28 protein-coding genes, 1 tRNA gene and 1 pseudogene are annotated in these 26,989 nt (G+C 47.0%); 22 read left to right on the forward strand and 8 right to left on the reverse strand.

Features of this window, described 5'->3' with window-relative positions:
* Positions 1 to 2 precede the first annotated feature (2 nt).
* From pstB to OCV59_RS11190, 4 genes are read left to right on the forward strand one after another with little or no spacing between them, the layout of a single operon-like run.
* Positions 3 to 752 (forward strand): phosphate ABC transporter ATP-binding protein PstB, encoded by a 750-nt coding sequence (gene pstB, locus OCV59_RS11175; protein ID WP_147594523.1) that lies wholly within the window; start codon positions 3 to 5, stop codon positions 750 to 752.
* Positions 752 to 1,420, forward strand: coding sequence for a phosphate signaling complex protein PhoU (gene phoU / locus OCV59_RS11180; protein ID WP_147594524.1), 669 nt, complete (start codon positions 752 to 754; stop codon positions 1,418 to 1,420). The genes pstB and phoU overlap by 1 nt, the downstream gene beginning before the upstream one ends.
* The gene (locus OCV59_RS11185; protein WP_147594525.1) at positions 1,417 to 2,094 is read left to right on the forward strand and encodes a response regulator transcription factor; all 678 of its coding nucleotides are present in this window, start codon (positions 1,417 to 1,419) and stop codon (positions 2,092 to 2,094) included. Before phoU ends, OCV59_RS11185 begins: the two co-directional genes overlap by 4 nt.
* A complete protein-coding gene (locus OCV59_RS11190) occupies positions 2,087 to 3,739 on the forward strand; it encodes a sensor histidine kinase (protein ID WP_147594526.1) in 1,653 nt (550 codons plus the stop codon). The genes OCV59_RS11185 and OCV59_RS11190 overlap by 8 nt, the downstream gene beginning before the upstream one ends.
* A 154-nt stretch (positions 3,740 to 3,893) precedes the next feature.
* On the opposite strand, the gene msrB is transcribed toward OCV59_RS11190, so the two are convergent.
* From msrB to OCV59_RS11215, 5 genes are all read right to left on the reverse strand, one after another.
* On the reverse strand, positions 3,894 to 4,865 hold the full coding sequence (gene msrB / locus OCV59_RS11195) for a peptide-methionine (R)-S-oxide reductase MsrB (RefSeq protein ID WP_394803009.1): 972 nt from the start codon (positions 4,863 to 4,865) through the stop codon (positions 3,894 to 3,896).
* A gap of 181 nt (positions 4,866 to 5,046) precedes the next feature.
* Positions 5,047 to 5,658 carry a TlpA family protein disulfide reductase gene (locus OCV59_RS11200; protein WP_147594528.1) on the reverse strand — a complete coding sequence of 204 codons (612 nt, stop codon included), beginning with the start codon at positions 5,656 to 5,658 and terminating at the stop codon, positions 5,047 to 5,049.
* A 126-nt stretch (positions 5,659 to 5,784) separates the two neighbouring features.
* Entirely contained in the window at positions 5,785 to 5,955 is a 171-nt protein-coding gene (locus OCV59_RS11205; protein ID WP_262584364.1) for a hypothetical protein, read from the reverse strand.
* 16 nt (positions 5,956 to 5,971) lie between these two features.
* On the reverse strand, positions 5,972 to 7,015 hold the full coding sequence (locus OCV59_RS11210) for a 4Fe-4S binding protein (protein ID WP_147594530.1): 1,044 nt from the start codon (positions 7,013 to 7,015) through the stop codon (positions 5,972 to 5,974).
* A complete protein-coding gene (locus tag OCV59_RS11215) occupies positions 7,008 to 7,154 on the reverse strand; it encodes a CD1871A family CXXC motif-containing protein (protein WP_262584366.1) in 147 nt (48 codons plus the stop codon). Before OCV59_RS11215 ends, OCV59_RS11210 begins: the two co-directional genes overlap by 8 nt.
* A gap of 151 nt (positions 7,155 to 7,305) precedes the next feature.
* On the opposite strand from OCV59_RS11215, the gene OCV59_RS11220 reads away from it, so the two are divergent.
* Positions 7,306 to 7,983, forward strand: a complete 678-nt coding sequence (locus OCV59_RS11220) for a response regulator transcription factor (RefSeq protein WP_147594531.1) — start codon at positions 7,306 to 7,308, stop codon at positions 7,981 to 7,983.
* Positions 7,980 to 9,116 (forward strand): sensor histidine kinase, encoded by a 1,137-nt coding sequence (locus OCV59_RS11225; protein ID WP_147594532.1) that lies wholly within the window; start codon positions 7,980 to 7,982, stop codon positions 9,114 to 9,116. The genes OCV59_RS11220 and OCV59_RS11225 overlap by 4 nt, the downstream gene beginning before the upstream one ends.
* Positions 9,117 to 9,165: 49 nt before the next feature.
* On the opposite strand, the gene fabF is transcribed toward OCV59_RS11225, so the two are convergent.
* The gene (gene fabF, locus OCV59_RS11230) at positions 9,166 to 10,434 is read right to left on the reverse strand and encodes a beta-ketoacyl-ACP synthase II (RefSeq protein ID WP_147594533.1); all 1,269 of its coding nucleotides are present in this window, start codon (positions 10,432 to 10,434) and stop codon (positions 9,166 to 9,168) included.
* Between the two features lie 145 nt (positions 10,435 to 10,579).
* On the opposite strand from fabF, the pseudogene OCV59_RS11235 reads away from it, so the two are divergent.
* The 7 genes and pseudogenes from OCV59_RS11235 to OCV59_RS11265 all read left to right on the forward strand — a co-directional run.
* Positions 10,580 to 10,741, forward strand: a pseudogene (locus tag OCV59_RS11235) (DUF896 domain-containing protein); the annotation flags it as partial.
* A gap of 191 nt (positions 10,742 to 10,932) precedes the next feature.
* Complete coding sequence (locus OCV59_RS11240; protein WP_147594535.1) at positions 10,933 to 11,388, forward strand: hypothetical protein; 456 nt, start codon at positions 10,933 to 10,935, stop codon at positions 11,386 to 11,388.
* A 128-nt stretch (positions 11,389 to 11,516) separates the two neighbouring features.
* Positions 11,517 to 12,686, forward strand: a complete 1,170-nt coding sequence (gene nifS, locus OCV59_RS11245; protein WP_147594536.1) for a cysteine desulfurase NifS — start codon at positions 11,517 to 11,519, stop codon at positions 12,684 to 12,686.
* Between the two features lie 10 nt (positions 12,687 to 12,696).
* Positions 12,697 to 13,143, forward strand: a complete 447-nt coding sequence (gene nifU / locus OCV59_RS11250; protein WP_449495055.1) for a Fe-S cluster assembly scaffold protein NifU — start codon at positions 12,697 to 12,699, stop codon at positions 13,141 to 13,143.
* Positions 13,100 to 14,407 (forward strand): tRNA 2-thiouridine(34) synthase MnmA, encoded by a 1,308-nt coding sequence (mnmA, locus tag OCV59_RS11255; protein ID WP_147594538.1) that lies wholly within the window; start codon positions 13,100 to 13,102, stop codon positions 14,405 to 14,407. Before nifU ends, mnmA begins: the two co-directional genes overlap by 44 nt.
* A 252-nt stretch (positions 14,408 to 14,659) precedes the next feature.
* Positions 14,660 to 15,040 (forward strand): RidA family protein, encoded by a 381-nt coding sequence (locus OCV59_RS11260; protein WP_262584367.1) that lies wholly within the window; start codon positions 14,660 to 14,662, stop codon positions 15,038 to 15,040.
* A gap of 141 nt (positions 15,041 to 15,181) precedes the next feature.
* Positions 15,182 to 15,255: transfer RNA gene (locus tag OCV59_RS11265), tRNA-Gly, on the forward strand.
* Between the two features lie 84 nt (positions 15,256 to 15,339).
* On the opposite strand, the gene OCV59_RS11270 is transcribed toward OCV59_RS11265, so the two are convergent.
* The gene (locus OCV59_RS11270; RefSeq protein WP_147594539.1) at positions 15,340 to 15,735 is read right to left on the reverse strand and encodes a type II toxin-antitoxin system HicB family antitoxin; all 396 of its coding nucleotides are present in this window, start codon (positions 15,733 to 15,735) and stop codon (positions 15,340 to 15,342) included.
* A 426-nt stretch (positions 15,736 to 16,161) separates the two neighbouring features.
* Here OCV59_RS11270 and OCV59_RS11275 point away from each other — a divergent pair, with 426 nt between their 5' ends.
* The 9 genes from OCV59_RS11275 (at position 16,162) to OCV59_RS11315 (ending at position 26,313) form a co-directional block, all read left to right on the forward strand.
* Entirely contained in the window at positions 16,162 to 16,962 is an 801-nt protein-coding gene (locus OCV59_RS11275; protein WP_147594540.1) for a nuclease-related domain-containing protein, read from the forward strand.
* A gap of 65 nt (positions 16,963 to 17,027) precedes the next feature.
* Positions 17,028 to 17,396 carry an ACT domain-containing protein gene (locus OCV59_RS11280; RefSeq protein WP_147594541.1) on the forward strand — a complete coding sequence of 123 codons (369 nt, stop codon included), beginning with the start codon at positions 17,028 to 17,030 and terminating at the stop codon, positions 17,394 to 17,396.
* Between the two features lie 337 nt (positions 17,397 to 17,733).
* Positions 17,734 to 18,708 (forward strand): aldo/keto reductase, encoded by a 975-nt coding sequence (locus OCV59_RS11285; protein WP_147594542.1) that lies wholly within the window; start codon positions 17,734 to 17,736, stop codon positions 18,706 to 18,708.
* 110 nt (positions 18,709 to 18,818) lie between these two features.
* Positions 18,819 to 18,956, forward strand: a complete 138-nt coding sequence (locus tag OCV59_RS11290) for a hypothetical protein (RefSeq protein ID WP_262584368.1) — start codon at positions 18,819 to 18,821, stop codon at positions 18,954 to 18,956.
* A 4-nt stretch (positions 18,957 to 18,960) separates the two neighbouring features.
* Entirely contained in the window at positions 18,961 to 19,518 is a 558-nt protein-coding gene (locus tag OCV59_RS11295; protein ID WP_262584369.1) for a TetR/AcrR family transcriptional regulator, read from the forward strand.
* A gap of 22 nt (positions 19,519 to 19,540) precedes the next feature.
* Entirely contained in the window at positions 19,541 to 23,731 is a 4,191-nt protein-coding gene (locus OCV59_RS11300; protein WP_262584370.1) for a collagen-like triple helix repeat-containing protein, read from the forward strand.
* A 205-nt stretch (positions 23,732 to 23,936) separates the two neighbouring features.
* Positions 23,937 to 24,746 (forward strand): amino acid ABC transporter substrate-binding protein, encoded by an 810-nt coding sequence (locus OCV59_RS11305; RefSeq protein ID WP_147594544.1) that lies wholly within the window; start codon positions 23,937 to 23,939, stop codon positions 24,744 to 24,746.
* 209 nt (positions 24,747 to 24,955) lie between these two features.
* Entirely contained in the window at positions 24,956 to 25,615 is a 660-nt protein-coding gene (locus tag OCV59_RS11310; RefSeq protein ID WP_147594545.1) for an amino acid ABC transporter permease, read from the forward strand.
* Positions 25,615 to 26,313, forward strand: a complete 699-nt coding sequence (locus OCV59_RS11315) for an amino acid ABC transporter ATP-binding protein (RefSeq protein WP_147594546.1) — start codon at positions 25,615 to 25,617, stop codon at positions 26,311 to 26,313. Before OCV59_RS11310 ends, OCV59_RS11315 begins: the two co-directional genes overlap by 1 nt.
* Positions 26,314 to 26,507: 194 nt before the next feature.
* On the opposite strand, the gene OCV59_RS11320 is transcribed toward OCV59_RS11315, so the two are convergent.
* Positions 26,508 to 26,989: DDE-type integrase/transposase/recombinase (locus OCV59_RS11320; RefSeq protein WP_147594547.1), on the reverse strand; the 482-nt coding region annotated here is incomplete at its 5' end.

Genomic DNA, 26,989 nt, shown 5'->3' on the forward strand with positions numbered 1-26,989 from the left:
ATATGGATAAATACACGATAAAGGATCTGGAGCTTTTTTACGGTGATTTCAAAGCTCTGAAGAACATAAACCTTAACATACAGGAAAAAGAAATCACAGCATTTATAGGGCCGTCCGGATGCGGCAAGTCGACGCTTCTTAAGACGCTGAACCGCATGAACGACCTCGTTGAGGGATGCAGGATAACGGGCTCCGTGCAGCTCGACGGCGAAGACATCTACGGAAAGATAGACGTTAACAAGCTGCGAAAGAGAGTCGGCATGGTTTTCCAGAAGCCGAATCCTTTCCCTATGAGCATATTCGATAATATAGCATATGGTCCGAGGACTCACGGTATTCATTCAAAATCCAGACTGAACGAGATCGTCGAGAAATCCCTGAAGGACGTGGCTATCTGGGACGAAGTGAAAGACAGGCTGAACAAAAGCGCGCTGGGACTTTCCGGCGGACAGCAGCAGAGACTCTGCATAGCGAGAGCTCTGGCGGTCGAGCCTGAGGTGATACTGATGGATGAGCCGACATCTGCACTCGACCCGATATCGACTTCGAAGATAGAGGATCTGGCAGTCGAGCTCAAGGAGAAATACACGATAATCATGGTGACTCACAACATGCAGCAGGCGGCCAGGATATCCGACAAGACCGCGTTTTTCCTGCTGGGAGACATGGTGGAGTTCAACGATACAGATAAACTGTTTTCCATGCCGGAAGACAAACGTACAGAAGATTACATAACAGGGAGGTTTGGCTGATGCGTGTTAAATTCGATGAACAGCTGGAAAAGCTCAACGTGATGCTCATAGACATGGGCGCGCTTTGCGAAGAGGCGATAACATATGCGGTGAAGGCACTTGAGACCGGCAGCGACGAGATGAGAGAAAAGACATTCAGCACGGATGAGGTGATCGACGAAAGAGAGCGCGAGATCGAAACCGCGTGCCTCAAGCTGATACTGCAGCAGCAGCCGGTGGCAAAGGATCTGAGGACGATATCCTCAGCGCTCAAGATGATCTCAGACATGGAAAGGATCGGAGATCAGGCTTACGATATAGCCGAGATAACGAAGACGATAGATGACGGGGCCGGAGGGTTCTGCCAGGATCACATAAGCGCCATGGCACAGACCGCGATACAGATGGTGACGGAAAGTATCGATTCATTCGTAAAAAAAGACATCGGCATCGCGAAAAATGTTATAATCAGTGATGACAAGGTGGATGACCTCTTCATCCGCGTCAAAAACGATCTGATAGATGCTGTCACTGCCGACCGCTCGCACGGCGAATATATGTTTGATATACTGATGATCGCCAAATATCTGGAAAGGATAAGCGACCATGCCGTCAACATCGCAGAATGGGTGATATTCTCCGTGACCGGAAAGCATGTCAGTGAACAGCAGGAAAAGGAAACGATATGATATATTTTCTTGAAGATGACAACAACATAAGGAATTTCGTGATCTATGCGCTCAAGAATACAGGACTCGATGCGGAAGGCTTCGATCACCCGGAAAAATTCTGGGATGCGATGAAGAAAAAGAAACCCGATCTTCTGCTCCTCGACATCATGCTCCCCGGCGAGGACGGCATTTCCATACTGAAAAAGATAAGATCAGACAGTTCGACAAAGGAGATGCCGGTGATAATGCTGACTGCCAAAGGCACGGAGTACGATAAAGTGGTGGGTCTCGACAGCGGCGCAGACGATTATGTCGCAAAGCCGTTCGGCACGATGGAGCTGATCTCGCGCATCAAGGCGCTGCTCAGGAGAAGCGGTATGAACAACGATCCCGTGGAGTACAGGAAAGGCGCACTTTATCTCTGTCCGTCGAAGCATATAGTAAAGGTGGACGGAAAGGACGTCACGCTGACCTTCAAGGAATTCGAGCTTCTCTGCCTGCTTTTCAGAAACGAGGGGATAGTGCTGACGAGAGATGAGATCCTTTCAAAGATATGGGGATACGAGTTCGACGGGGAAAACCGCACTGTCGACGTACATATCAGGACTCTCCGTTCCAAGCTGGGCGAGGCCGGCAGCCTGATCAGGACGGTGCGCGGCCTGGGATACAAGATAGGAGGAAGTGATGAGTAAGAAGATATTCAGGAGCATCCTTGCCGTATCGGCTGCAGTGCTGCTCATCTGCGTTTTGTGCGTATCATACGTGCTGCACGGATATTTCGGAAAGATCATAGAGGATGAGCTGAAGGAAGAAGGAAATTTCGTTGCGCAGATCGCAGAAAACGACGTTTCCGGACTTTACGATATAAAGAATGTAAAGAACAGGATCACGCTGATCGCGCAGGACGGCAGTGTGCTCTTCGATTCATACAAGGATGCTGCAGACATGGATAACCACGGAAGCAGAGAGGAGATCGCCGAGGCTGAGAAAAACGGCGAGGCCTTTGCGGTAAGATATTCGGACACGCTTTCGACCAGGACGATATATTATGCAAAGCTGCTGGATAACGGTGACGTCGTGAGGATCGCACAGCAGCAGAGCATGGTGAGCATGATGCTCAGAGGTATGCTCGCTCCGTTCATACTGATACTCATAGCAGTGATAATCCTCGCTTATATCGTATCGAGGAAGGTAGCATCGTGGATAACAGCTCCCGTCAATGCGCTTGATCCCGAAGATCCGGAGGCGGAAGAGCCTTATCCGGAGCTGGCGCCGCTCGTGACCAAGATCAGAGAGCAGAACAGGCGCATCGACATGCAGCTCGAGGCGATGAAGCGAAGACAGAAGGAATTCATGGCGATAACGGAGAACATGAGCGAAGGGTTCCTGCTGATCGACACCAAGATGGAGATCCTTTCGTACAATACCGCGGCTGTAAGACTTCTCGGAGACACGGACACGGAAGAGCCGCATTCGGCATTCGAGCTCAACAGGAGCACCGGATTCAGGACAGCCGCAGAAGAGGCGCTTTCAGGCAGACACAGCCAGCAGCTGCTCGAGCTCAAGAACAGATACTACAACATCATAGCCAATCCTGTAACGGAAAGCGGCAAAGTCGTCGGAGCGGTCATCATAATCATGGACGTTACGGAAAAGGAACATCGCGAAAAGCTGCGCAGAGAATTCACGTCGAACGTTTCGCATGAGCTGAAAACGCCGCTGACGACGATATACGGAGTTTCCGACATGATGGCAGAGGGCATCGTCAAGCAGCATGATGTGAAGGATTTCGGCAGGACGATAAGAGATGAATCCGGCCGCATGATCACGCTGATCGACGATATCATCAAGCTCTCCAGGCTGGACGAAAATTCTTTTCCCGAGGAGTTTTCGGAGGTCGATCTCATGGAAAGCGCAAAAGACGTGATAGAAAGACTTTCTATGAAGGCCGAGGAAAAGGGCGTGAGCATGTATCTGGAAGGCAGTCATGCGAAGATACACGGTATCCCGTCGCTCTGCAGCGAGATCATCTACAACCTGTGCGACAATGCGATCAAGTACAATCGCGAGAACGGTTCAGTCATCGTAAAGGTGGCAGATCTGCACGAGGGTGCGGAGCTTTCGGTCGAAGACACCGGCATCGGCATACCGTTCGAGTGCAGAGACAGGATCTTCGAAAGATTCTTCCGTGTAGATGAGAGCCACAACCAGCAGGTGGACGGCACAGGTCTCGGACTTTCGATCGTCAAACATGCCGTCGCACAGATGGGCGGCACGATAGAAGTGGAAAGCGCAGACGGGATCGGAACGAAGATGATCGTCAGATTCGGACGCTGAGGATACAAATAAATATAAGATGCAGGGATTTTTACTGAAAGAGCCCTCCGATCGGAGATGACGTTTCTATGATACGTCGGTTTTCCGATCGGAAGGCTCTCTGTTTTTTTTTTTGACGTTTTTCATGTCGGATAACAGACGGATCATCTGTCATTTACTCAAAAAGATACAGAAGATACCCGTAACCTTCAGCTTCCATCTTTGCATAAGGAACAAAGCGAAGAGACGCACTGTTGATGCAGTACCGCACTCCGTTTGGCGATTCGGGGTCATTGGTGAAAACATGTCCGAGATGCGAGTTGCCGCTTCTGCTGCGCACTTCAGTACGCTGCATCCCATGACTCCGATCTTCTTTTGTCACTACGACAGGGTCTTCGATAGGCTTTGAAAAGGCCGGCCATCCACATCCGCTTTCAAATTTGTCTGTAGATGAAAAAAGCGGTTCTCCTGTAACGATATCTACATAGATACCTTTTTCAAACTGATCCCAGAATTTATTTTTAAAAGGTTCTTCTGTACCGTTTTCCTGAGTTATGCGGTATTGCTCATCAGTGAGCCTGTCACGGATAGTTTCAGTCGCAGGTTTGATGTAATCGCCGGGATCTATAGTCAGTTTTGAGAACAATTCGATTTCTTTACGGGGGATATGACAGTACCCGTCGGGATTCTTTTCAAGATAATCCTGGTGATATTCTTCTGCAGGATAATAATTTAAAAGAGGTCCGATTTCAACAGCGAACACATCATGCCTGCTTTTTTCGACAGCAGCGATACGTTTGACGGTTTCCTCTGCTTTATCGTTGGTATAATAAATGCCGGTCTGATACTGTGTTCCTTTATCGTTGCCCTGCCTGTTGGAGACTGTAGGATCGATCACATAAAAATATGCCAGAAGCAGTGCGTCGAGACTCACTTTTTCGGGATCGTATTCTACACGCACTGTTTCTTTAAATCCTGTTTTGCCTTTAGATATTATGCTGTATTCAGCATCGGATATACCTGTTCCGTTAGCATAGCCGCTTTCGGTATCGGTCACGCCCGGAATGGACTGCATCAGTTTTTCTATACCCCAGAAACAGCCACCGGCAAGGTATATTACATTTTCGGGTTCATTCGAAAAATCCATTTTCTCAATATTTGCCGTATCTTTTTCTCTGCTGCTGTTTTCGTCAGCAGCAGAGCAGCCGCAGACAAGCAGCAGAGAAAGAAGAAAGGCTGTCATCAGGCTTTTTTTCATGGTAATTTCCTCCCATGTGTTTTTATAAATCATGCAGTCTCAGCAGTCTCAGGATCACGAGGGAGACTGTTTAGCTGTCTTGATCCCGGGCTTTCATATCATCCTTTATGATCTTGTCGATCTGCTCTTTCAGCATCTTCATAGATGCTTCGTTATCTATACTGCCTCTCAGTGGTTCGCCGATGATATTGCCACTGCGGTCTACCAGATATGTAGTCGGGAAAGCGGTGATACTGTTGGCGAAATCTATAGCATCCTTCGAAGCATCATCAAAATACAGGTTTCTGTAAAGTGCTCCCTGCTTTTCAAGAATCTTCTTTGCTTCGCTGATACTGTCACTGCTGCCGCCAAGAGTATCAGTATTGATACCTATGACAGCACCGCCTTTTTCCATGAGCTCCTCATTGAGAGCGTTCAGCTCAGGCAGTTCTCCGACACATGGAGCACAGCTGCTGAACCAGAAATTAACGACAGTGACTGAATTCTCCGCAAAGATATCGCTGCTTACAGAACCTCCGTCAAGATCACTGCCGGTAAATGCCGGAAAACTCTGCATGTCAGAGCCGGCATTGCCACTGCTGGCACTGCCGCCGCAACATGCCTTGTCTTTTGAGCAGGTGCTGCAAGAGGTCAGTATAAGTATGAGCGACAGGAGCAATATTGTTGGAAGAGTTTTTTTCATAATTTATCGTTCCTTTCTTTATATTTGCGAAATCCAGTAATAACATTGTGTCGTAATATATGGAAAAAGACGTGCTGTCAGGAGACATGACCGGCATTTACTTCATGGAGGTCATAAACAGAAGATTTAATTCATATCCTTGTCTTCATCCATCATATCTTTGTCTTTCATATCCTTGTCTTCATCCATCATGTCCTTGTCTTCGTCCATCTCTTTCATACACATACAGTCTTCAGGACACATGCCGTCTTTCATGTCAGGGCATTCACAGTCTTCTGTACACATGCCGTTTTTCATGCATGCATCGCTGCAGTTACAGCCTTCTGATGTGTCGCCGTTTGAGCATGCTGCAATGCATACAGCCATGATGAGTATCATCATCGCGATCAGTAATTTTCGGATTTTCATTGGTATTACCTCCTTTTTGTGTTCTTGTACTACTACATTTATATTTATTCCCCTTTGAAGTCTGAGCCTGTAAATTATCATGTCCCGGTTTCAGACTGTATCTGTAGGATATCGCGTCTGCAGGACAGTTCCTGATACATACTCCGCACCGTATACACTCGTTATGATCGGGAGCTTTGGTGACATCGACATCCATATCGCATACATCGGCACATATACCGCATGAAACACATTTATCCCTGTCTACACTGATACTAAGCAGCGATATCCTGTTGAACAGTGCATAAAATGCTCCGAGCGGACACAGCCATTTGCAGAACGGTCGGTAAAATATGATGCTCAGTATTATCACCATGAGCAGTATGCTCGCCTTCCATGTGAACAGCCTCCCAAGAGCCGCCCTGATGCTGCTGTCTGCCAATGCAAGAGGGACGGCGCCCTCCAGCACACCCTGCGGACATATATATTTACAGAAATACGGATCACCTAGTCCTGCCGCGTTCGCTATGACTGCCGGCAGCAGGAAAACAGCAGCAAGAAGGATCACATATTTGAAATAACGTAAAGGCTTAAGTTTTTCAGTGGAAAGTTTTCTTGACGGCACTTTGTGAAGCAGTTCCTGAAACCAGCCGAAAGGGCACAGGAATCCGCATATGAAACGCCCCAGAAATACTCCAATCAAAACGAGAAAACCTGTCACGTAAAAAGAGAAAGAAAACCTTGAAGAACCGGAAACGGCCTGCAGCGCACCTATGGGGCAAGCTCCCGATGCAGCAGGACATGAATAGCAGTTCAGACCGGGCAGACATACTTTTTTCAAACTGCCCGTGTAGAGCCTTCCGACCGGTATGTTCGTCAGGAACGGGTTTGAGAAAAAAGTCGCTGCGGCCTGCAGCCATATCCTTGCTGATGAGATCCTGCCGGAAAGAGAACGTTTTTTACTAACCAATACCTATACACTCCAGACATATTTTAACAGCCTTGTTGAATACATAGCCGATCTCTTCCCTCCATATACCGAAAATCACCATCAGGCTGCCCGCTGCAAGCATCAGAATGCGAATAGCCGTTTTTCTTTCGATTCTCATAAAATCACCTCTCTTTTGGGGTACATGATACTACAAGTGGTATAAAATCTTTGTTAAGAAATGGCCAGCGTTACGAATTTTCTGGTTTTTATGATTTTTTTTGCTATAATGATAAAAAACCGGCAAGAGGCAGTAGGGAAGGAGAGCAGTTATGAAGCTTTTGATTGTAGAGGATGAAAAGGCCTTCTGTGACAGGATAGCGAAAAGCCTGCGCAAGGCGGGATATGAGGTCGATATGTGCCACGACGGCAGCTCTGCTGCTGAATATATGATCAGCGGCGATTACGATCTGATACTGCTTGATCTGAATCTTCCGGATACCGACGGTATGGAACTCCTTCGTCATATGCGTTCCTGCGACAATGAGACTGGCGTCCTGATCATCTCTGCAAGAAGCCAGATCGCCGACAAGGTCGAAGGGCTGGATTCAGGAGCCAGTGACTATCTGGTCAAGCCTTTTCATCTGGATGAGATGAAAGCGCGTATAAGAAGCCTGACAAGACGCAGATTCATACAGAATGACGTCAGTCTTTTCTGCGGCAGACTCTGTTTTGATACAAAGGGAAGAACAGCATATGCAGACGGGAAAGCGATAGGTCTCACACGCAAGGAGACGGGAATACTGGAATACCTCATGCTCAACCAGGGCAGACCTGTGAGTCAGGAAGAACTCATCGAGCATGTATGGGACGGCAGTGTAGATAATTTCAGCAATTCGATACGTGTGCACATGTCATCGCTGAGGAAAAAACTCAAGGGAGAACTTGGGTACGATCCCATCCGAAATCGTATAGGTGAAGGTTATCAGATCGGAGGAGACGAGAGATGAAAAAAATATCGCTCAGATGGCGTATGACCCTGATGAGTCTGATCATAGTCATAATCACATGCGTATCGATGAAAATCGCCATATGCAGCTCCGGAACGGCGCAGATCACAGAACTGGGGGATTATGTACTGGATTTTACCGCAGGATACAGTGAAGAAAAAGTTTCAGATACATCAGAGTACATCAGACAGTTCGAGGAACAGTTTACAGAAGAGCTTGCCATGGTCAGATCGCATTTCTGCATGTACAACTGGCTGATCACAGGAACAGTAATTATCATAAGCGGTCTTGTTGTCTTTTTTGTCAGCAGACGTTCCCTCGAACCTCTGAAGAGGTTTTCCGGACAGCTTGGAGAGATCCGTATGGAGAACATAGCAGATATGCGGATAAAAGAAGATAATGTCGCCGAGTTCGCATTGCTGAGCAGATCTCTCAACGATATGCTGGACAGGATATCGCATGCTTTTGAAGCGCAGCATCAGTTCACCGCCAATGCGGCGCATGAGCTCCGGACACCTTTGTCGCTTATGCAGAGTCAGATGGATCTTTATGTCGAGGAAAACCAGGACGTATCGGAAAAGACAGCCGAAACTATAGCGATGATAAGAGAACAGACTGAGCGACTGTCAGACATGGTCAGGATACTGCTGGATATGAGCGAACTGCAGACGGTCCCCTGCAGCGATACGATAAGTCTCGGACCTATGATAGAGGAAGTGATCGCTGACCTTTCATCGATGGCAGAAGAAGAAAACATAACGCTGGAGCAGTCAGGTGAAAGTGCCGATATAAAGGGCAGCGACATACTTATCTATCGTGTCTTTTTCAATCTGGTTGAAAATGCCATCAAATACAACAAAAAAGGAGGAAAGGTATCAGTCGAGACTTCTTTACATGCAGGGAAAGTTCGTATTTATATTTCAGATACAGGATATGGTATTCCTGATGAATTCAGAAATAATATCTTTCAGCCGTTCTTCCGCATCGATAAATCGCAAAATCGCTCACTTGGCGGTGTAGGACTGGGGCTTTCCCTGGTCTGGGAAATCATTAATCTCCATGGAGGCAAGGTAGAAGTCATGGAGAGCTCCGAAAGGGGAACTGTGATACTCCTCGAATTTTCCAGCATCTGAAGATGACCGGAAAACCGGTATGCATCACTGAAGCATACAGATCCCCGGGCTATTTGTTTTCAGTATACCTCCTGACGATGATGCTAGAGTTCTGACCGCCGAAGCCGAGGGCATTAGACATAGCGACGTCGATCTTTGCCTTTCGAGGGCCCTCAGTCACGAAATCGAGATCGCATTTCGGATCAGGAGTCGTGTAGTTCAGAGTCGGAGGCAGTATGCCTGTCTCGATCGCCTTGATGCATGCGATCACTTCCGTGATGCCGCCAGCACCCATCAGATGACCCGTATTGCCCTTTGTCGAGCTGACAGGCGGGATCTTCACCTTGAGTTCGGCAGGCATCTCGCTTTCAGGATCGCTCCATCCGAACAGCGTCTTGATAGCGAGCACTTCGACAGGGTCGCCGACCGGAGTAGATGTTCCGTGAGCGTTTATATAGTCTATATCCTCAGGTGAAAGACCTGCTTTTTTAAGAGCGCTCGTCATGCATGCTACTGCGCCGCTGCCGTCAGGTCTCGGCGACGTCACATGATATGCGTCAGTGTTGTTGCCGTATCCCGCGAGACTGCAGATGATCTTTGCACCTCTTTTTTTTGCGTGTTCCTCGGTTTCAAGCACGATGGCTCCGCCGCCTTCTCCCATCACGAATCCGTCGCGGTCCGCATCGAACGGTCTGCATGCGGTTTTCGGATCGGGATTTTTGGAAAGCGCTTTGGCCTGTGCGAGTGTTGACATTATGATAGGGCAGTGCGAGCTTTCGCCGCTGGCTACCAGCATCACATCAGCTTCTCCCGAATTGAGGAGCATCGCTGCTATGCATATCGCATCTCCTCCTGAGGAGCATGCGGTGCTCACTGTGAAGCTCGGTCCGTGTATGCCGTATGCTATCGCGATCTGCGCAGCACCCAGATTCCCCAGTATCTTAGGCAGGAAGCGCGGGCTGACTTTCTTCTTTCCTTCGACGTACGCCTGCTCAGTGTCGGCTATCTCCGAAGTGCCGTTGAGCGCGGTAGCCATCACGATGCCTACTCTGTCCGATTCGGCGTCTATATCTATGCCGCTCTGTTCGATCGCTTCCTTTGCAGAAGCAAAGGCGTACTGTATGAAAGTGCCTGTTTCCTTAGCCAGTTTAGGTGACATGTAGTTCTTAGGTTCAAAATCCTTGACCTCGCCGGCTATTGTGATAGGGACATTCTCATCGCTGAACTTCGTGATCTTCTCGATCCCGCATTTCATATCAACGATCCCCTGCCAGTATTCATCGACACCGATACCTACAGGTGTCACAGCCCCAAGGCCTGTAATTACCAAGTTTTTCATTTTGTATAAAACCTCCCCAAATCATGCCAATTATTTGTATTTTATCACAGACACCGTTAAAAGTCATCTTTAATTTGGGAATTTTGTTGACACGATAGCAGGCATTGGATATCATTTAAGGTATAAATCATACGGAGGCGATACTATGCTGAAAAAAGAGAAAATAGACAGGATCAACCACCTTGCTAAAAAATCAAAAGGTGAGGAAGGGCTGACTGAAGAAGAGAAAAAAGAGCAGGAGCAGCTCAGAAAAGAATACATAGAGAAGTTCAGAGAGCATTTCAAGGGTCACTTAAGCAGAGTGAAATTCGTAGAGGACCTGTCAGAGGAAGAGCTGGCGAAGATCCAGAAGGAAAATGCCCAGATCCAGAAAGAAAGAGAGAAAAACGGACAAAATTAGTTTGTTTACGACAGCGGGAAGCATCACGTTTCTCGCTGTTTTTATTTTATCATCAAAGCAGCAAAGTCCCGCACGCAGCAGGGGGAAAGCAGGGGAATATGGAAAAGAGATATATTAAATGGATCCTCATAACGGCAGCAGTCTGCATAATTGGACTGGCCCTGACGGGAGCTGCCGGTACACATGAGGCAAGGACGGTGAAAAAACTGCTGGAAAAGCGCAGCGCAGTGATGGAAAGCGTGCTGTTCGGGGAGATAACGTACGAGGAAGGAGAAAAGCAGCTCCGGCAGATCGAAACGGGAAGACTTTACACAAAAGACATCAGCGCGCTCAGGGAATACGAGGATACAGATCTTGAGCGCATCAGAAAAATGGACATCGTCAGCATCGAGAAAAAGAGCCGGATCTACGACCGCATGACGTTTTGCATAAAGATCGACTGGACGATAGCCGGCATGGACGGAGTCGAAAACATCACGCGCGAATACCTCGCAGGAGTCGATGTCAGCAACGGCGACTACAGGCTCATATCCTTTGAAATCCGGGGAGAATGATTATTACCTACTAAATTCATAGGAAAAATTTCATTTTATGCCCGAAACGTATTGCAATCTTCATTAAATTGGTATAATATAGTCCCAGAAAAAAACGTACATAAATTTTTATATAAAGGAGTTTTATCATGAAACAGGTATATCTTGATTATTCGGCAACAACACCTGTTAAAGAAGAGGTAGTCAGGGAGATGCTGCCGTTCTTCACGGAACGTTACGGCAACCCGTCCAGTCTCTATTCAGTAGGCCTGGATGCGAAGGCCGGACTCGATGAAGCGAGAGCAAGGGTAGCAGGGCTTATCAATGCTGAGCCCAAGGAGATCTTCTTCACTTCGTGCGGCACCGAATCGGACAACTGGGTCCTGGAAGGGACTGCAAACGCACTGAAAAACAAGGGCAGACATATAATCACCAGCAGGATAGAGCACCACGCGATACTGCACACGTGCGAATATCTCGAAAAGCTGGGATTTGAAATAACTTATCTCGACGTTGACGGCGACGGTTTCGTATCGCCGGAAGCGCTCGAAAAAGCTATCAGAAAAGACACGATCCTCGTGAGCATAATGATGGTCAACAACGAGATCGGCACTATCGAACCGATCAAGGAGCTTGCGGCAGTTGCAAAGGCGCACGGCGTGCTTTTCCATACGGACGCTGTACAGGGTCTGGGCAATGTGCCTATCGACGTGAAAGATCTGGGAGTCGACTTCCTCTCGATGTCGGCACACAAAATATACGGACCGAAGGGCGTAGGCGCGCTTTACATGAGAAAGGGCGTGAGGATAACGAACTTCATGCACGGAGGAGCTCAGGAGACGAAGCGAAGAGCAGGTACCGAGAATCTGGCGGGCATCGCGGGGTTCGGAAAGGCTGCGGAGCTTGCGGCTGCGAACCTGGAGCAGCACATCGAGCACAGCACGAAGCTCAGGAACTATTTCTGGGAGCAGATAGAGGCGAACATCTCAGGCGTGACGCTGAACGGCTCGCGCGAAAAGAGACACCCGGGCAATCTGAACGTGTCGTTCGACTATATAGAGGGTGAATCGATACTGCTGATGCTGGATGCATTCGGGATCAGCATTTCGACCGGCTCGGCATGCTCGTCAAAATCGCTCGTTCCGTCGCACGTGCTCGAGGCGATAGGGATCTCGATAACTAAGATGAACGGCACCGTGAGATTCACGGTAGGCGACTTCACTACGAAGGAAGATATAGATTATGTTGTTGAAACACTGGTAAAAGTCGTGGCACGACTCAGAGAATTATCCCCGGTAACGGGACAGGAAGGATGGTAGAAACATGGCACTGTATAACGATAAAGTAATGGATCATTTCCTGAATCCGCACAATGTAGGAGAAATCGAAAACGCTGACGGTATAGGTACTTACGGCAGCCCGGTCTGCGGAGACATGATGCAGATGTCGATCAATGTAGATGAAAACGACATCATAACTGATGCGAAGTTCAAGACGTTCGGATGCGGCAGCGCTATCGCGTCATCGAGCATGGCGACAGATATGATAATCGGCAAGAGTGTCGAAGAGGCGCTGGAGCTCTCGAATCAGAAGATCGTCGATGAGCTCGGAGGTCTTCCTGCTGTAAAGCTGCACTGTTCGGTCCTCGCGGAGCATGCTATAAAGGCTGCGATCTACGATTATGCGATGAAGAACGGCAAGACTTACAAGGGACTCGAAGGATTCGATCCTAATGAGGAAGAGGATCATCATCATGACATCGATGAAGAAGAATAAAGTGGTACTGGGTCTGAGCGGCGGTGTGGACAGCACTGCCGCCGCTTTGATTTTAAAGGAAAAGGGGTATGAGGTCACAGGTCTGTACTTCGATGTGTTCGGCGGCAGCGCCAAGTCAGAGGAGGGCAGAGCGAAGGCCGAGACTGCTGCAGAGCAGCTCGGTATAAAGTTCATCTACAGGGATCTCAGCGATGAGTTCCGCGAAAAGGTGATCGGCAATTTCTGCAGCGAGTATTCATGCGGCAGGACGCCTAATCCGTGCATCGTCTGCAATCCCGGTGTAAAGTTCAGGGTGCTGCTGGAGACTGCGGATCGGGAGGGTGCGCAGTACATAGCGACGGGTCACTATGCCGGCACATATCACGATGAAGCTACGGACACGTGGTTCATAAGACGTGCAGCAAACGAGGCGAAGGATCAGTCGTACATGCTTTACAGACTGGGGCAGGAGGTCGTGTCGAGACTGCTGCTGCCGCTCAACGATGTCGACGACAAGGAAAAGATCCGCGACATCGCGAGGAAAAACGATATGAAGAACGCCGAGGCAAAGGACAGCCAGGAGATCTGTTTCATAGAGGCGGACGACAATTACAAGGATTTCCTGAAGCGCCGCGGATACGAGACTCCGGAGGGGGATTTCGTGGATGCGCAGGGAAATGTGCTGGGGCGTCACAAGGGGATCCTGAATTACACGATAGGCCAGCGAAAAGGTCTGGGCATCGCGCTCGGAAAGCCTGCTTTCGTCACTGCGATAGACGGTGTGAAGGATCAGGTCGTGCTCGGCGACAATGCCGATCTGTTCAAAACCGAGGTCTGTTCTTCCGGGAATGTGATGTTCGGTGTCAGGACGGATGTGGCGCCGATGGATGGAAGCCTGGAGGAAGGCAGTCCGGATGTGACTAAGGCTGAGACTTCCGGGAGAGTCTGCACTGCCGGGTCTGATGATCAAGATGAGAGTGCATGTGCCGCTGGATCTGGCATTTCAGATGAAATGGTCTGCACCGCAGAAGATGGAGGATCTGTGGCAGGAAACGGCGGCGGTCAGGTCTGTCAGACGATCCCGGACGAGCTGAAAGCGTGGCTCGGAGACGGGATCAGAGCTAAGATCCGCTATGCCGCAAAGCCTGCGGAAGCATCGGTAACGCTGCTCGATGACGGCAGGATAATGGCTTCGTTCAGCGAGCCGCAGCGCGCGCCGACGCCAGGACAGTCGATAGTGTTTTACAAAGGAGACCTCGTGATAGGCGGCGGTTTCATCGACTGAATGAAATACTGAATAGTGTCTGGCAATGAGGTCCGGACTTCAGATCCGGGCATCGGCTATGATCCGATCCTTCTGCCAGTGCATCGGTAAAGGAAAACGTAGCAGAAAGATCGCATTCACCAACGTATGTTTTACAGCGGAAGATGTGATATTGTGATATAATAATGGAGTCGAAACGCGCGATCACCGCAGTGATCGGTAGTTATGATAAATTGACGAATAAGTTTAAAACAGTTTGAGGAGGTTTTGCAAATGAGTGCTATCAGAAAGATACATACAGAAAACGCACCTGCAGCAGTAGGTCCATATTCGCAGGCAGTCGAAGTGAACGGCATGCTTTACACATCGGGACAGATCCCGCTCGACCCGGCAACAGGCAATATCGTGGACGGTGACATCAAGGCGCAGGCAGACAGGGCGATGAAAAATATCGTCGCAGTGCTCGAGGCGGCAGGAACGACTGCTGACAAAGTCGTGAAGACGATGTGCTTCCTCGCTGACATGGACGACTTTGCCGCTTTCAATGAAGTGTACGCAGAGTATTTCACGGAGAAACCGGCGAGATCATGCGTTGCTGTCAAGTCGCTTCCAAAGGGCGCGCTGTGCGAGATCGAAGTGATCGCTGCGCTGTAGCTGACGACAGAGCTGCCGGCAGCAGGCCTGCGGTGTGACGGAAGATGTGGCGATCCGTGTCGCATAATTCTGTTTTACATTCGTGACGAAAAGTGATATAATAATGGCGTTCCTGATCGGCAGAGCGATCGGGAACGCTGTGCGGATGTAGTTTAGTGGCAAAACCTTAGCTTCCCAAGCTAAAGTTGTGGGTTCGATTCCCATCATCCGCTCCATACTCAAAAGCCTGCAATTTTAACAGCTGCAGGCTTTTTTATTGCTTAGAACTGGGCAACAATTTTTTTTATGCAAGTTTTATTTTACAGACCAAGCCTTGCCTTTAAACCGTCCTGCAGGACCTGAGAGAAATTTATGTTTTGCGCAATCGCTTCTTCATTAAGCCATTGAGGGATAGAAAGAGTTTTCTTGACAGCTTTGGAGCTGTGTTTTTTTCTGTACGCCTGCATGTCAAATTCGATAAGTGCTACATATGCATTGTCTTCAGGTGAAAGTTTATCTATTTCAGTAGGGGCTGGAACGTCATGTTCCTTTATGCGATCTTCAAGTGCGAGCCCCAGTGCATCAATAGCCATTTCGTAAGCTTCTGCCATATCATCACCTTGTGTAAGACACTCTGGGATATCAGGAAATGAGATCCAGAAACCGCCTTCCTCAGCTTTATGAAAATATGCAGGATAAAAATACTTGTTTTTCATTATATATACCTCCTGTAAAGGGGCAGAGCTACTTGAGCCCTGCCTGTTTCTATTTCAAAGCCGTTCTTTTTAAGAAGTTTTACCATCTGTTTCGGTGTCATTGGTATAGGATTTAAGCGCCTTTCTTATCTTGCTTATATCTTACTACGTAATAATACGTGCGTCAATTATAATGAGTAAAATTACGTATAATACTTTAATATATTATACTATAGAATGGTAAAATATTCCATGATTCTGTTGAAATTTAATAATAATTTATATATAATATTTTTAGAAAGAAGGCTTCGTTCGTAACTTGTAGAGCATCCGTTCCATATATAAACCCCTGCAGGTTTGATCGCTGCAGTAGTGTTGTGGTGTTGATGATTATCGGCAGGTAACAGTAAAAGCGTACGAAGAACATAGAAAAAAAACGGAGTTAAAATGGCAAAGATCATTAAAAAAGGATACCAGTTAGAAAAAGAATATTTAGATATACAAAGACGCGGAGAAGGGCATCAGAAAGAAAAGCGAAAAAACATCATGACAGCTTTGCTGATATGTTCTGCAATATACGCTGCAGTTATCTGCTTTGATGCATTTTACATAGGTGGAAAGTTGCTGATACCTGCATCTCTGGTATTTGCTCTTATAGTGATGTGTGCATTTACATATTATATCTGTATACCAGATCTGCATGCTAATGATCATAAAGATATGCAAATACTTCGTTCAGGGATTTCCGGAGAACGGGTGACTGCTGAAGAGCTTTCTCTCCTTCCGGATGACTATACAATTTTTCAGGACATCGAAGTAGAATATGATGGAAAAATCAGCGAAATAGATAATATAGTCGTAGGAAAAAGCGGAGTGTTTATTGTTGAAAGCAAGAACCATGGAGGGGTGATTGCAGGTGATTATGAGGATACTTACTGGACACAGGATAAAATCAGTAGAGGCGGAAGACTGTATTCAAAAGAAATCTACAGCCCGGTAAAGCAGGTAAGAACGCATATATACCGGCTGGCAAATCTGCTGCGCGACAATGGCGTCTTTACATATGTCAGAGGGATAGTTTATTTTACTAATGAAAACACTTCAGTACGAATATCCGGAAATGAGAACGATATACCTGTGTTTTCCTACTACGATGCCGGAATGATGCGCCGGGCGATACTGAATGGCGATGCTCGTCTTACGGTTGCAGAAGCAGATCATATCGTCGGCATTATTGATGCATTATGAGCGCTGACAGCATATACCGGAGAAATCATAATTTTATTTATGATTGGATATTATGGAGTAGTATTATGGAAATCAAAAAGATAGATCATGAATTTTCGGTCTATAAAGTCGCAGACTACTCGCAGATCGACATAGATAGGGAATATGTGTTCACAGGCAGGACCGATGAAGAACGATCCCTGGTGTGCATCACCGGCGATGTGCCGGTCAATGTGACAGACAGGGATGACGGCTGGAAAGCATTCAGGATACAGGGCATCCTTGATTTTTCACTGATAGGCATCCTGTCGAGGATCGCGGGAATACTTGCGGAGAATGAAATCGGCATATTTGCAGTATCGACATTCAATACGGATTATGTCCTGACGAAGAAAGAGAATTATGATAAGGCTCTGGAGGCTTTGAAGCAGGCAGGGTATGAGATCATAGAATAAGATCCGGACAAAAATCAGTTATACATCGATTACGCAGTCATATTTTCTATGGCTGCATTTTTTTCGAAATGCGAAATGTATAAAAAATGTGTCTGAGAGGGGTGTTTTGTGACAGTCTATTATAACTTTTTGATATGATTTAGGAGTTAAAACATACAATACTGAAATCAGCTGAAAAGCTGAAAACATGTATTTGACATTTGTTAGCATTATTTCGTGCGACTTCGACACATCGGACACATCGACATCATCGCTCAAGTGAATTGTAAACTCCGTCCTCCTATGATAAAATCTGTCATATGACAACGCTGATGATCATAAGAGGAGGCATCTATAAATGAAGAAGAACAGATTAGGCAATACGGATCTATACGTTTCTCCGGTTTCGTTCGGTGTGCTGACGGTGGGGAACACGCAGCTGGATCTGCCGGTGGAAGAGGGCGCGGAGCTCATAAAATATGCTATTTCAAAGGGAGTCAATTTTTTTGATACGGCGCAGTACTACGAGACGTACCCGTATCTGCGCGAGGCGCTGAAGGATATCGATATGAGTGCCGGTTCGAATGAGAGGCCTGTGATCTGCACGAAGTCGCTGGATCTTTCGTATGAGAAGATGGAGTATGCGATCGAGGAGGCGCTGCGGGAGCTGGACACGGATATGATCGAGATATTCCTGCTTCACGAGGTCAGGCAGGATCCCGACTGGGAGATGCGAAAGGGCGCGTGGCAGTGTCTGATCGACTATAAGGCAAAGGGTGTGCTCAAGGCGATCGGAGTCTCGACGCATCATATAGATGTAGTGGAAAAGATGGCAGATGTTCCTGAATGTGACGTCGTGTTCCCTCTGATAAACTATGCAGGGCTCGGGATCAGGAAGGGCGGCGGTCCGGGAACCAGCGAGGAGATGGCGGCAGCTATAAAGAAGTGCGCTGATGCGGGAAAAGGGCTGTTCGCGATGAAAGCGTTCGGCGGCGGCAACCTCACGGGTCATTACATGAAAGCGCTGAACTACGTCGCAGGACTCGAGGGCATATCGTCGATCATGGTAGGCCTGGGGAAAAAAGAAGAAGTCGACAGTCTCGTCGCATATGCGGAGGGGAAGCTGCCGGCGGATTTCCAGCCTGATGTGAGCCGCAAGAAGATACGCATCGACCTCGGAGACTGTGAAGGCTGCGGAAGATGCATAGAAAGATGCCCTAACAAGGCGATATTCCGCAACGACAGAGGACTGGCCCAGGTCGATCACGGAATCTGTCTCACGTGCGGATACTGCGCACCTGTCTGTCCGGTGAGGGCGATAATAATGTTCTGACCTTGCTAAGCAGGGGATCGCAGACATATCATATAACATGCAGAAATAATAGCAAGCTATTAACTTTAGTTCAAAAGCGTGCTATCGTTTCGCTATCATTGAAGGTATTTATGGAAGCAAATAAATCATTTACAGATGAAAATGATTATGTTATCTTAAAGGTGAACGAACATTCATTCAATGGAGGTGCAAAATTTATAAAATATGAAGGAAAGAAATATAGAAGAACACAACGCGAAGAAAAATGAGCTGATGGAAAAGTGCTATGATTACTATTGCGAAAACGGATTATACGGAACCGGAATGAAAGAGCTTGCAGCACATTGCGGCGTCTCGGCGTCTAATCTGTATCATTATTTTAAAAACAAAGACGATCTGATCATAGAGTCGACCGCCTATTGCATGGAAAAGGTAGAGGATGATTTCATGATGCTGGCACCTGAATATCAGGAAGATGTCATCAGATTTCTAAATGAGACACCGGAGTGGACCGCCAAAAAACACGGAAAAAAGTACAGGATGATGTATCAGGTTTATACGCATCCCAAGTATTTTGAACACGGTAAAAGGTTTTTTGAAGGTGTCAATCAAAGATATACAGAATATGCCAAAATGCTGGAAGCTAAGATCGGCATACCCTACACTACCATTACGCCGCTTATTTTTATTTATGTAAGAGCTTGTGTGCACTACGCATTGTTTGAAGACAAATATTATCTTGAAGCACAAATAGAAGTCTTGAAAAAGGCAGTCAGGCTTTTTATAGCAGAGGAAATGAGTAAGAGCCTGCAAATAAACAGTCAAGGCTGAATCGATGGAAGGAGAAAGCTGTATGATGAAAAAGGTAAAGAGATTAAAAGCTGCTTCAATAATAGCTTTTGTTATGGCAATAGTATTCGGTATTTCGTCACTTGCGACATTTAGTGTAAGTGCTTATGCAGGTCAAAGTCACAAAGAAGAATCGGAGAGCCATCCGAGAAAGACATACGGGTCGGCCTTTGGCGATGCAAGTAACGAAAGCATTATGAATCCTTCCGAACCGACAGGTTACGACGCGGAAGATGAAAAAAACCCCTACGGGGCAGCCAATAAAGAGCCTTTCATGTTGTTCAAGCAATCGGAGCTTTTTGCATTGTATGGTGAGGATTTGTATGCAGACAGCGTTAAAGCTGTCAATGCAGCTGCAAAGACCGCAATTTACGATACACATAACGGGACAAATGCGGAAAATGTCCTTGGTGAAAACTGGAAGGTCAAATCCACGATCAAATACGGAGATCTTTTGGGAAAGGACAATCTGTTTCTTTCGCAGTGCAGTTATATACAGGCTGTTTCCTTTGATCCGACAAAAAGCGGAAGGAATGACCATATCGCTTTTATCGGAATCTGTAAAAAGGATGACAGCAGTGAGACACAGGCTTGGGTTTGGGTATTTGACATCAAAAATAATCGGATAAGCACACCTTTCAGCATGGGAAACATGAGCTGGATGCGGGAAACGGATGCAAATGACGAGGATGTGACGCTGCCTTATCAGGCACAAAACTTTATATCGATCACTGCGGGAGACTTTAATAATGACGGCTATGATACGGTAGTAGCCTTTGCATCCTGTGACGGCAATGATATAAAACTGGTGGAATTTTCGGTCACCTCGGGAACCGGAGCTACTGTGATCGGAAAAGAAGCAGAGGGAGCAACACTTTTGCATCCTGCATACATGCAGTCAGGAGAAGTATATGAAACTCTAAGAAGCAAAGTATCTGCGGACGGACGGTTCAGACTTGGCTGTGATCTTGCGGCGGGAGATGTTAATGCCGATGGAATAGATGACCTTGCCGTCATTTCTTTCACGCAAAGGTTTTCCGAATACGCCAAACCGCTTGCTGCCGGTGAAACGATCATTGAGCCGTATCTTGCGGTCGCCTACGGTGAAAATGCTCAGGGTCCGGTGATTGCGTCTAATAAAACAAAGACGACCTATGTGGTTTCCGACAAAAAGGCATCCGGCGAAAACGAAAAGATCAATGTACCGCTTTCGCCAACCATCAGCATTGGCGATACCAACCTTAACGGTTATAAGGATATCATCGTATCGGGAATAAACGGCGGTTCGTTTTTATCTGATGATAATGTTCTTGATTGTCCGGCACTGGACGGAAAAAAGATCATGATGGTTTCGTACAGTGATTCCGGAAAAGAAACGGATTCGCTGGTGCGTGGCGTTTGCGAGTCCGTAGATATGCCGCCGGGATTAAAAACTGACGGATACGGTCATACCCGCACTTATCCGGCAATGGGAACCACTGCTGTTGCGGTAAACGGACCCGCAAACTACGTCTATGTGTTTAGCGGCGGGAGAATGTACGATTTGTCACAAGGTACGGTCAATGCCGTGAAGGAAGCAGCGTCACCGTTTTTTGAATCTGAGCTCGATGCTGCTGATTTTGAAGGACATTCCGGAGAAAAAAGAGATAAAATCGATATCGCTTATATAAGCAGTGCCTATGCAGCACCTCTTGACGGGAATTACAGCGGATACGAGCAGATGGTCTTTATTGCCGGAACAACGTGGAAGTCTTCCGGAACTTATCTGGATTCGAAATATACAACAGATTATACGATAGGCATGGTGGGAGTGTCCAAAAGAAACAAAACGACACAGCTTGCGGAGAAATACTTTGCCACCTCAAGAAAAGCTTTCCAGGGGAAAACCAACAGACTGGCTTCCATAAACGGCGGTAAACTGAAGCAGGGTTATACCGCTGTCATTTGTCCGGCCGACATTAACGATGACGGCCTCATGGTAAAATATGAGGGAAAAGATTATTTATACGCAGATCCTCAGGTGCAGGCGATTTTACAGGCGGCACCATATTATAAAGAACTCGGTAAGGACTTTGGGGATACGACGCTTAGATATACCGACAGCTATAATTATTCCGAGGGAGACAGCGAGACAAACAGCTTTTCGGCAGGAATTACGGCAAGCGGAGGAACGGATCATTTCGACGTCAGTTTCAGGGCTGGTTATACGGGAATGACGAGACATTTCACGGAAACAAGTTTTAGAACGGAACACTCAACAGAATTTGATGCGACAAATTATGATTCGGTAATTCTTTACAGAACGCCGATGACCATTTATTCCTATTCGGTGTGGGATACAGAAAAAGAGAAATGGATCGAAAACGGAATCGGCTCGATTTATGCCGGCAAGCCGGAGTATGTGCAGATGTCGGTTTCGGATTATAATTCTTTTGTTGATGCTTATAATAAGGAAATACAAAAAAGATACAAAGACAAAGGGCTCACGGAATCTCCGACACTTATGGAAAAACTGAAAGGAAATCTTTATATCGGAAATGAGGGAGATCCTTACGAGTACTATCACGGCGGCAAAGGGCAAAGGGCCCCTTCAGACCTGAAGCTACTGAGCGATACAGCCTTTGAGCTGGGATATAACAGCGGATCAAATGCCAGTGAATATGTGACGGGAAGTTCGGTGACCTCAGGAGATGAAGATGGCCACGGCGTCCATTTTGAACTTGAGGGTAAAGGAGGAAGCAAGTTTTTTAAAGCCGGAGTATACGGCGCCTATGAGCACATGTGGGGTCAGAGTACATCAAAGACCAACGAAAAGTCCACAGGTTATCAGGGGCGAGTAAAAAATCTGGATCTTGGAGAATTGATGGAGGAAGGTTTTTCTGAACAGACAATAAGATCGTATGCTTTTACATGGCAAATCGCAAAATGGAAATCGAATATCGTATACAAATATAAGAACATTAAGGGTAAAGATATCGGAGAAAGAACTGTGCCGGTTTACGGGTACAAACTCTCAAACTTAAGAAGTCCGGGGCTTACCGTCAACGACCTTAAGGCAAAATACAACAAGGATGACAACAACATAACCCTTACATGGACAGATCCCAATACAATTGAAACAACGCGTGAAAAAAATGTCGGATTCAGCATTTATGTTGTAGAGATAACCGGGGAACTCACAAAAGTAGGCGAAGTAGGCAAAGGTGTGACAAAATATTTACATAAATCACTTGACGGACGTTTGGCATATGATTTTGTCGTGAAACCTCTGTTTGGAGAGGATAAAGTTGAAGGAGCCGTATCCAATCATGCCCCATGTTATATCACAAATGTGATAGGTGAAAAGGGTGATGACGGAAAGAGCGCATATGAACTTGCCGTTGAAAGCGGATACGTCGGCACCTTAGAAGAATGGCTTGAATCATTGAGAGGAGAAACAGGTGAAGGCGGAAAGAGTGCCTATGAAATAGCGGTTGAGAACGGCTTTACCGGATCAGAAGAGGAATGGCTTGATTCATTGAGGGGAGAAACAGGCGAAAGCGGAAAGAGTGCCTATGAAATAGCGGTTGAAAAAGGCTATACCGGCACCGAGGAAATGTGGCTGGCATCCCTTGTTGGAGCATCCGGCAAGGATGGACGAGGTATTTCTGATATTTCACTGACATCAACGGTTGGCAATGTAGATACCTATACGATCACTTATACCGATGGAACAACTTTTTCATTCCTGATCAGAAACGGAAAAGACGGTAAAAAAGGAGAAAAGGGCGACAAAGGTGACACCGGAGCTACGGGAGAAAAAGGCGACAAAGGTGACACCGGAGCTACCGGAGAAAAAGGCGACAAAGGTGATACCGGAGCAACCGGAGAAAAAGGTGATACCGGAGCACCCGGTGTGAATGGACGAGACGGAAAAGATGCGGTATCAACTTACGGTATTAAAAGCGTCACCATGGATGAAAGTGACAATCTTGTTTTGGTGTTGTCAGACGGCAAGCAGATCAAGGCAGGTCATGTAAACGGAAACGGGGAACTTGAGGCCAAGTCATCTGACACTGCCAGGATAGAAAAAGCGTTAAAACTGGCATGGCTTGCGTTGATTTTTGCGATTATTGCAGCAGGACTCAGTACGGCAGCCCTTGTGATGTCAGCTAAAAACAAAAAAAAGAGCACTGATGCCGGAATACCGGTCTAGGCAAGGTGGTGTGCAGCCGTTATAACAGGAAGTCAGAAAAACTGATGTAAAAAAAGAATCCGCCTTCACTTTTTTCACTTAGGGATTGACACGAGCGCTTTTGTGGTGTAAAGTGATATAGACGATGATTTTAATGCGATAAAGCGATAACACACTGCTTTATCGATACTGAACACAATGACAATATTATTTATGGAGGATCACAATGAAAAAGAAGATTTTATGCATCACAATGATAATGTTAATGGCATTCGGCGTGTTTGCACTCACAGGCTGCGGCGGATCAGACAATTCATCAGACACTGAAAAACTGGTGATAGGTCTTGACGATACATTCGCTCCTATGGGTTTCAGAGATGAAAAGGGCAACCTCGTCGGATTCGATATCGACCTGGCAAATGCCGTAGGCGAAGAACTCGGAATGGAAGTGGAATTCAAACCGATCGACTGGAACGCTAAGGAAACTGAACTCGAAGCAGGAACTATCGACTGCGTATGGAACGGTATGTCCATAACTCCTGAGAGACAGGAAAAAATGGCGCTTTCCAACAAATACCTCAATAACAAGATCGTGCTCATGACACTTGCTGATTCGGATACAGACGTTACCGATGCAGCACAGCTTGCTGATCTGAAGATAGGAACACAGGTGGATTCATCAGCTCTCGAAATGCTCAAGGCAAACGAAGCGTATGATTCATTCAAGGACAACATCAGCGAATATGACACATATGACACTGCCATCATGGATCTGAAAGCAGGAAGAGTAAATGTCATCGCAGTTGACCAGGTTCTCGGCGAATACACTAACAAGAACCTCGGCGGAGAGATGAAGGAATGCACTTACTCACTCGGAGATGACTACTATGTCATCGGATTCGCAAAGGACAACACTGAACTCAGAGACAAGGTGAACGACGCTATCAAGGCTCTGGTAGACAACGGCACAGCTGCTGACATCAGCAATGACTGGTTCGGCAAGAACATCGTGGTATTCGAGCCGCTCGAAGACTAATACGAAACACTGCCTTTATACAGACAGACTTCTCCTGAAATGCAGTCAGGTGAGAGTCTGTCTGTTTTGTGACGTATAAAGGATATACAGAATAATGAAAGCTGCCGGCGGAAGCACGGCAGCAGCTATATGAGAGAACGGGAGGATTTTCCGTATCTCGTTTTTCTATGTTTGAAGTGATTTAGTGATTTTAAAGTAAGGATGTTATTATGGACAAGTTAATGGAGTTCCTGCCTTTCATGCTCGAAGGCGCCGTGGTAACGATAGAGCTGTTCGCACTGACGATCGTGATATCGCTCCCGCTCGGTCTGCCTATAGCACTCGGCAGCAACAGCCGCATAAAACCGCTCAGCATTATTTGCAAGATATACGTATGGATCTTCAGAGGAACGCCGCTCCTGCTGCAGCTGTTCTTCTTTTACTTCTTTTTCCCGCTGGTGCTCAATATACAGATGAACGCATTCGTGACCGTGGTGCTCACCTATGTGCTCAACTATGCCGCATATTTTGCTGAAATATACAGAGGCGGCATCAACAGCATAGACAGAGGTCAGTACGAGGCAGCCCACGCGCTGGGGCTTTCCAAGAGACAGACGATGGGGGACATCATACTCCCGCAGACGATGAAGGCGATACTGCCGCCTGTCGTGAACGAAACGATAACGCTCGTAAAAGACACTGCACTGGCATCATCGCTGCCGGTCATCGAACTGATGAAAGCGACGAACAGTGCAGTAAACAGGATGACAGATATGACTCCGTTTTTCTTTGCAGCGATCATATATCTGATCATGACATTCGTGCTCACTGTGGTCGCAGGCAGACTGGAAAAGCATTTCTCGAGATATGATGCGAAGGAGGACTGGTGATGAGCAGAGAGAACATACTGGAAATGAAAAACATCGTGAAGGACTATTCAGGCTTCAAGGCAGTCGACAACGTGGACTTTTCGATGCACAAGGGTGAGATCGTGGCGATCATCGGACCGTCGGGTTCCGGAAAGAGCACGCTGCTGAGATGCATCAACGGTCTCAACAGCATAACTTCCGGAGAGATAGAGCTCAAGGGAACTACTGGAATGGTGTTCCAGCACTTCAATCTCTTCCCTCATATGACATGTATCGAGAACATCACGTATGCTCCGATAAAGGTCAAGAAGGAGAAGAAGGAGGGCGCGTATGCGAATGCGCGCAACCTGCTCAAAATGGTCGGACTGGAAAACAAGGCGGATGTCTATCCGGCGCACCTTTCCGGCGGACAGAAGCAGAGAATAGCTATCGCCAGAGCTCTCGCGATGAAGCCTGACATCATGCTGTTCGATGAACCTACTTCAGCGCTCGACCCTGAGATAACAGGCGAAGTTCTGAACGTAATGAAGCTGCTGGCCAAGGAGCACACTACGATGATCGTCGTTACACACGAAATGGGGTTTGCCAAGGAAGTCGCAGACAGAGTCATCTTCATGGACGGAGGCAAAATCGTAGAACAGGGACCTCCGAAAAAAATATTCGAAGCTCCTGAGAATGAACGTCTTATCGCGTTCCTCGGCTCGATGCTGAGAGCATAGGGCGCATATAAGGATATGTAAAGGGCAGGCTGCTTTTTGTAAAGCTCCTGCTCTGTTTGTGTGTTCCGGGGTAAAGGCTGCGCACGGTCGTCATCCGGCGCTTTGGATGATTTTTCAGGTGTGCATGATCCAATTTTCGGGAGAAATGCCTGAGAACTTACTGAGAAATGTCTGAAAATTTTTTTGTAGGTTTGTCAAACATATGTTACACAATCAAGCACGAAATCATTCAAAACAGTTTGAGGCGATTTCCACCCCAGAGGACGCATAGGAAAGCGATTGTAATCCCTGTAGTTGTATATCTGCAGCTGCTTCGAAAAATCTTCAAAAGAATAAAATCTGTGGGAGGCGTAAAAGCGTTCGTTATCCTTGCGATGACTGCGCTCTACCTTCCCATTATGCCTCGGTGTAAAAGGCCTGATCAGCTTGTGGCGGATATTGTTATCTTTCAGGGTGCGCTGAAACATCGTTAAAGTTTCCTTTCCCGGCTGTGTAAAGCGTTTGGTGAATTCGGTGCCATTGTCTGTTTGAACACACTCTATAGGCATTGGAAAATGCCTGATGAGATGCTCAAGGAAAACAGAAGAAGAATATGTGCTGTGTTCTTCAAAGGCTTCCACATAGCGCCAGCGGGAGTATTCGTCGATTGCAGTGTATTGATAGAACTTTTTACCTT

It is taken from the genome of Brotomerdimonas butyrica (assembly GCF_025567305.1).
GTDB classification, from domain to species: domain Bacteria; phylum Bacillota; class Clostridia; order Peptostreptococcales; family Anaerovoracaceae; genus Lentihominibacter; species Lentihominibacter butyricus.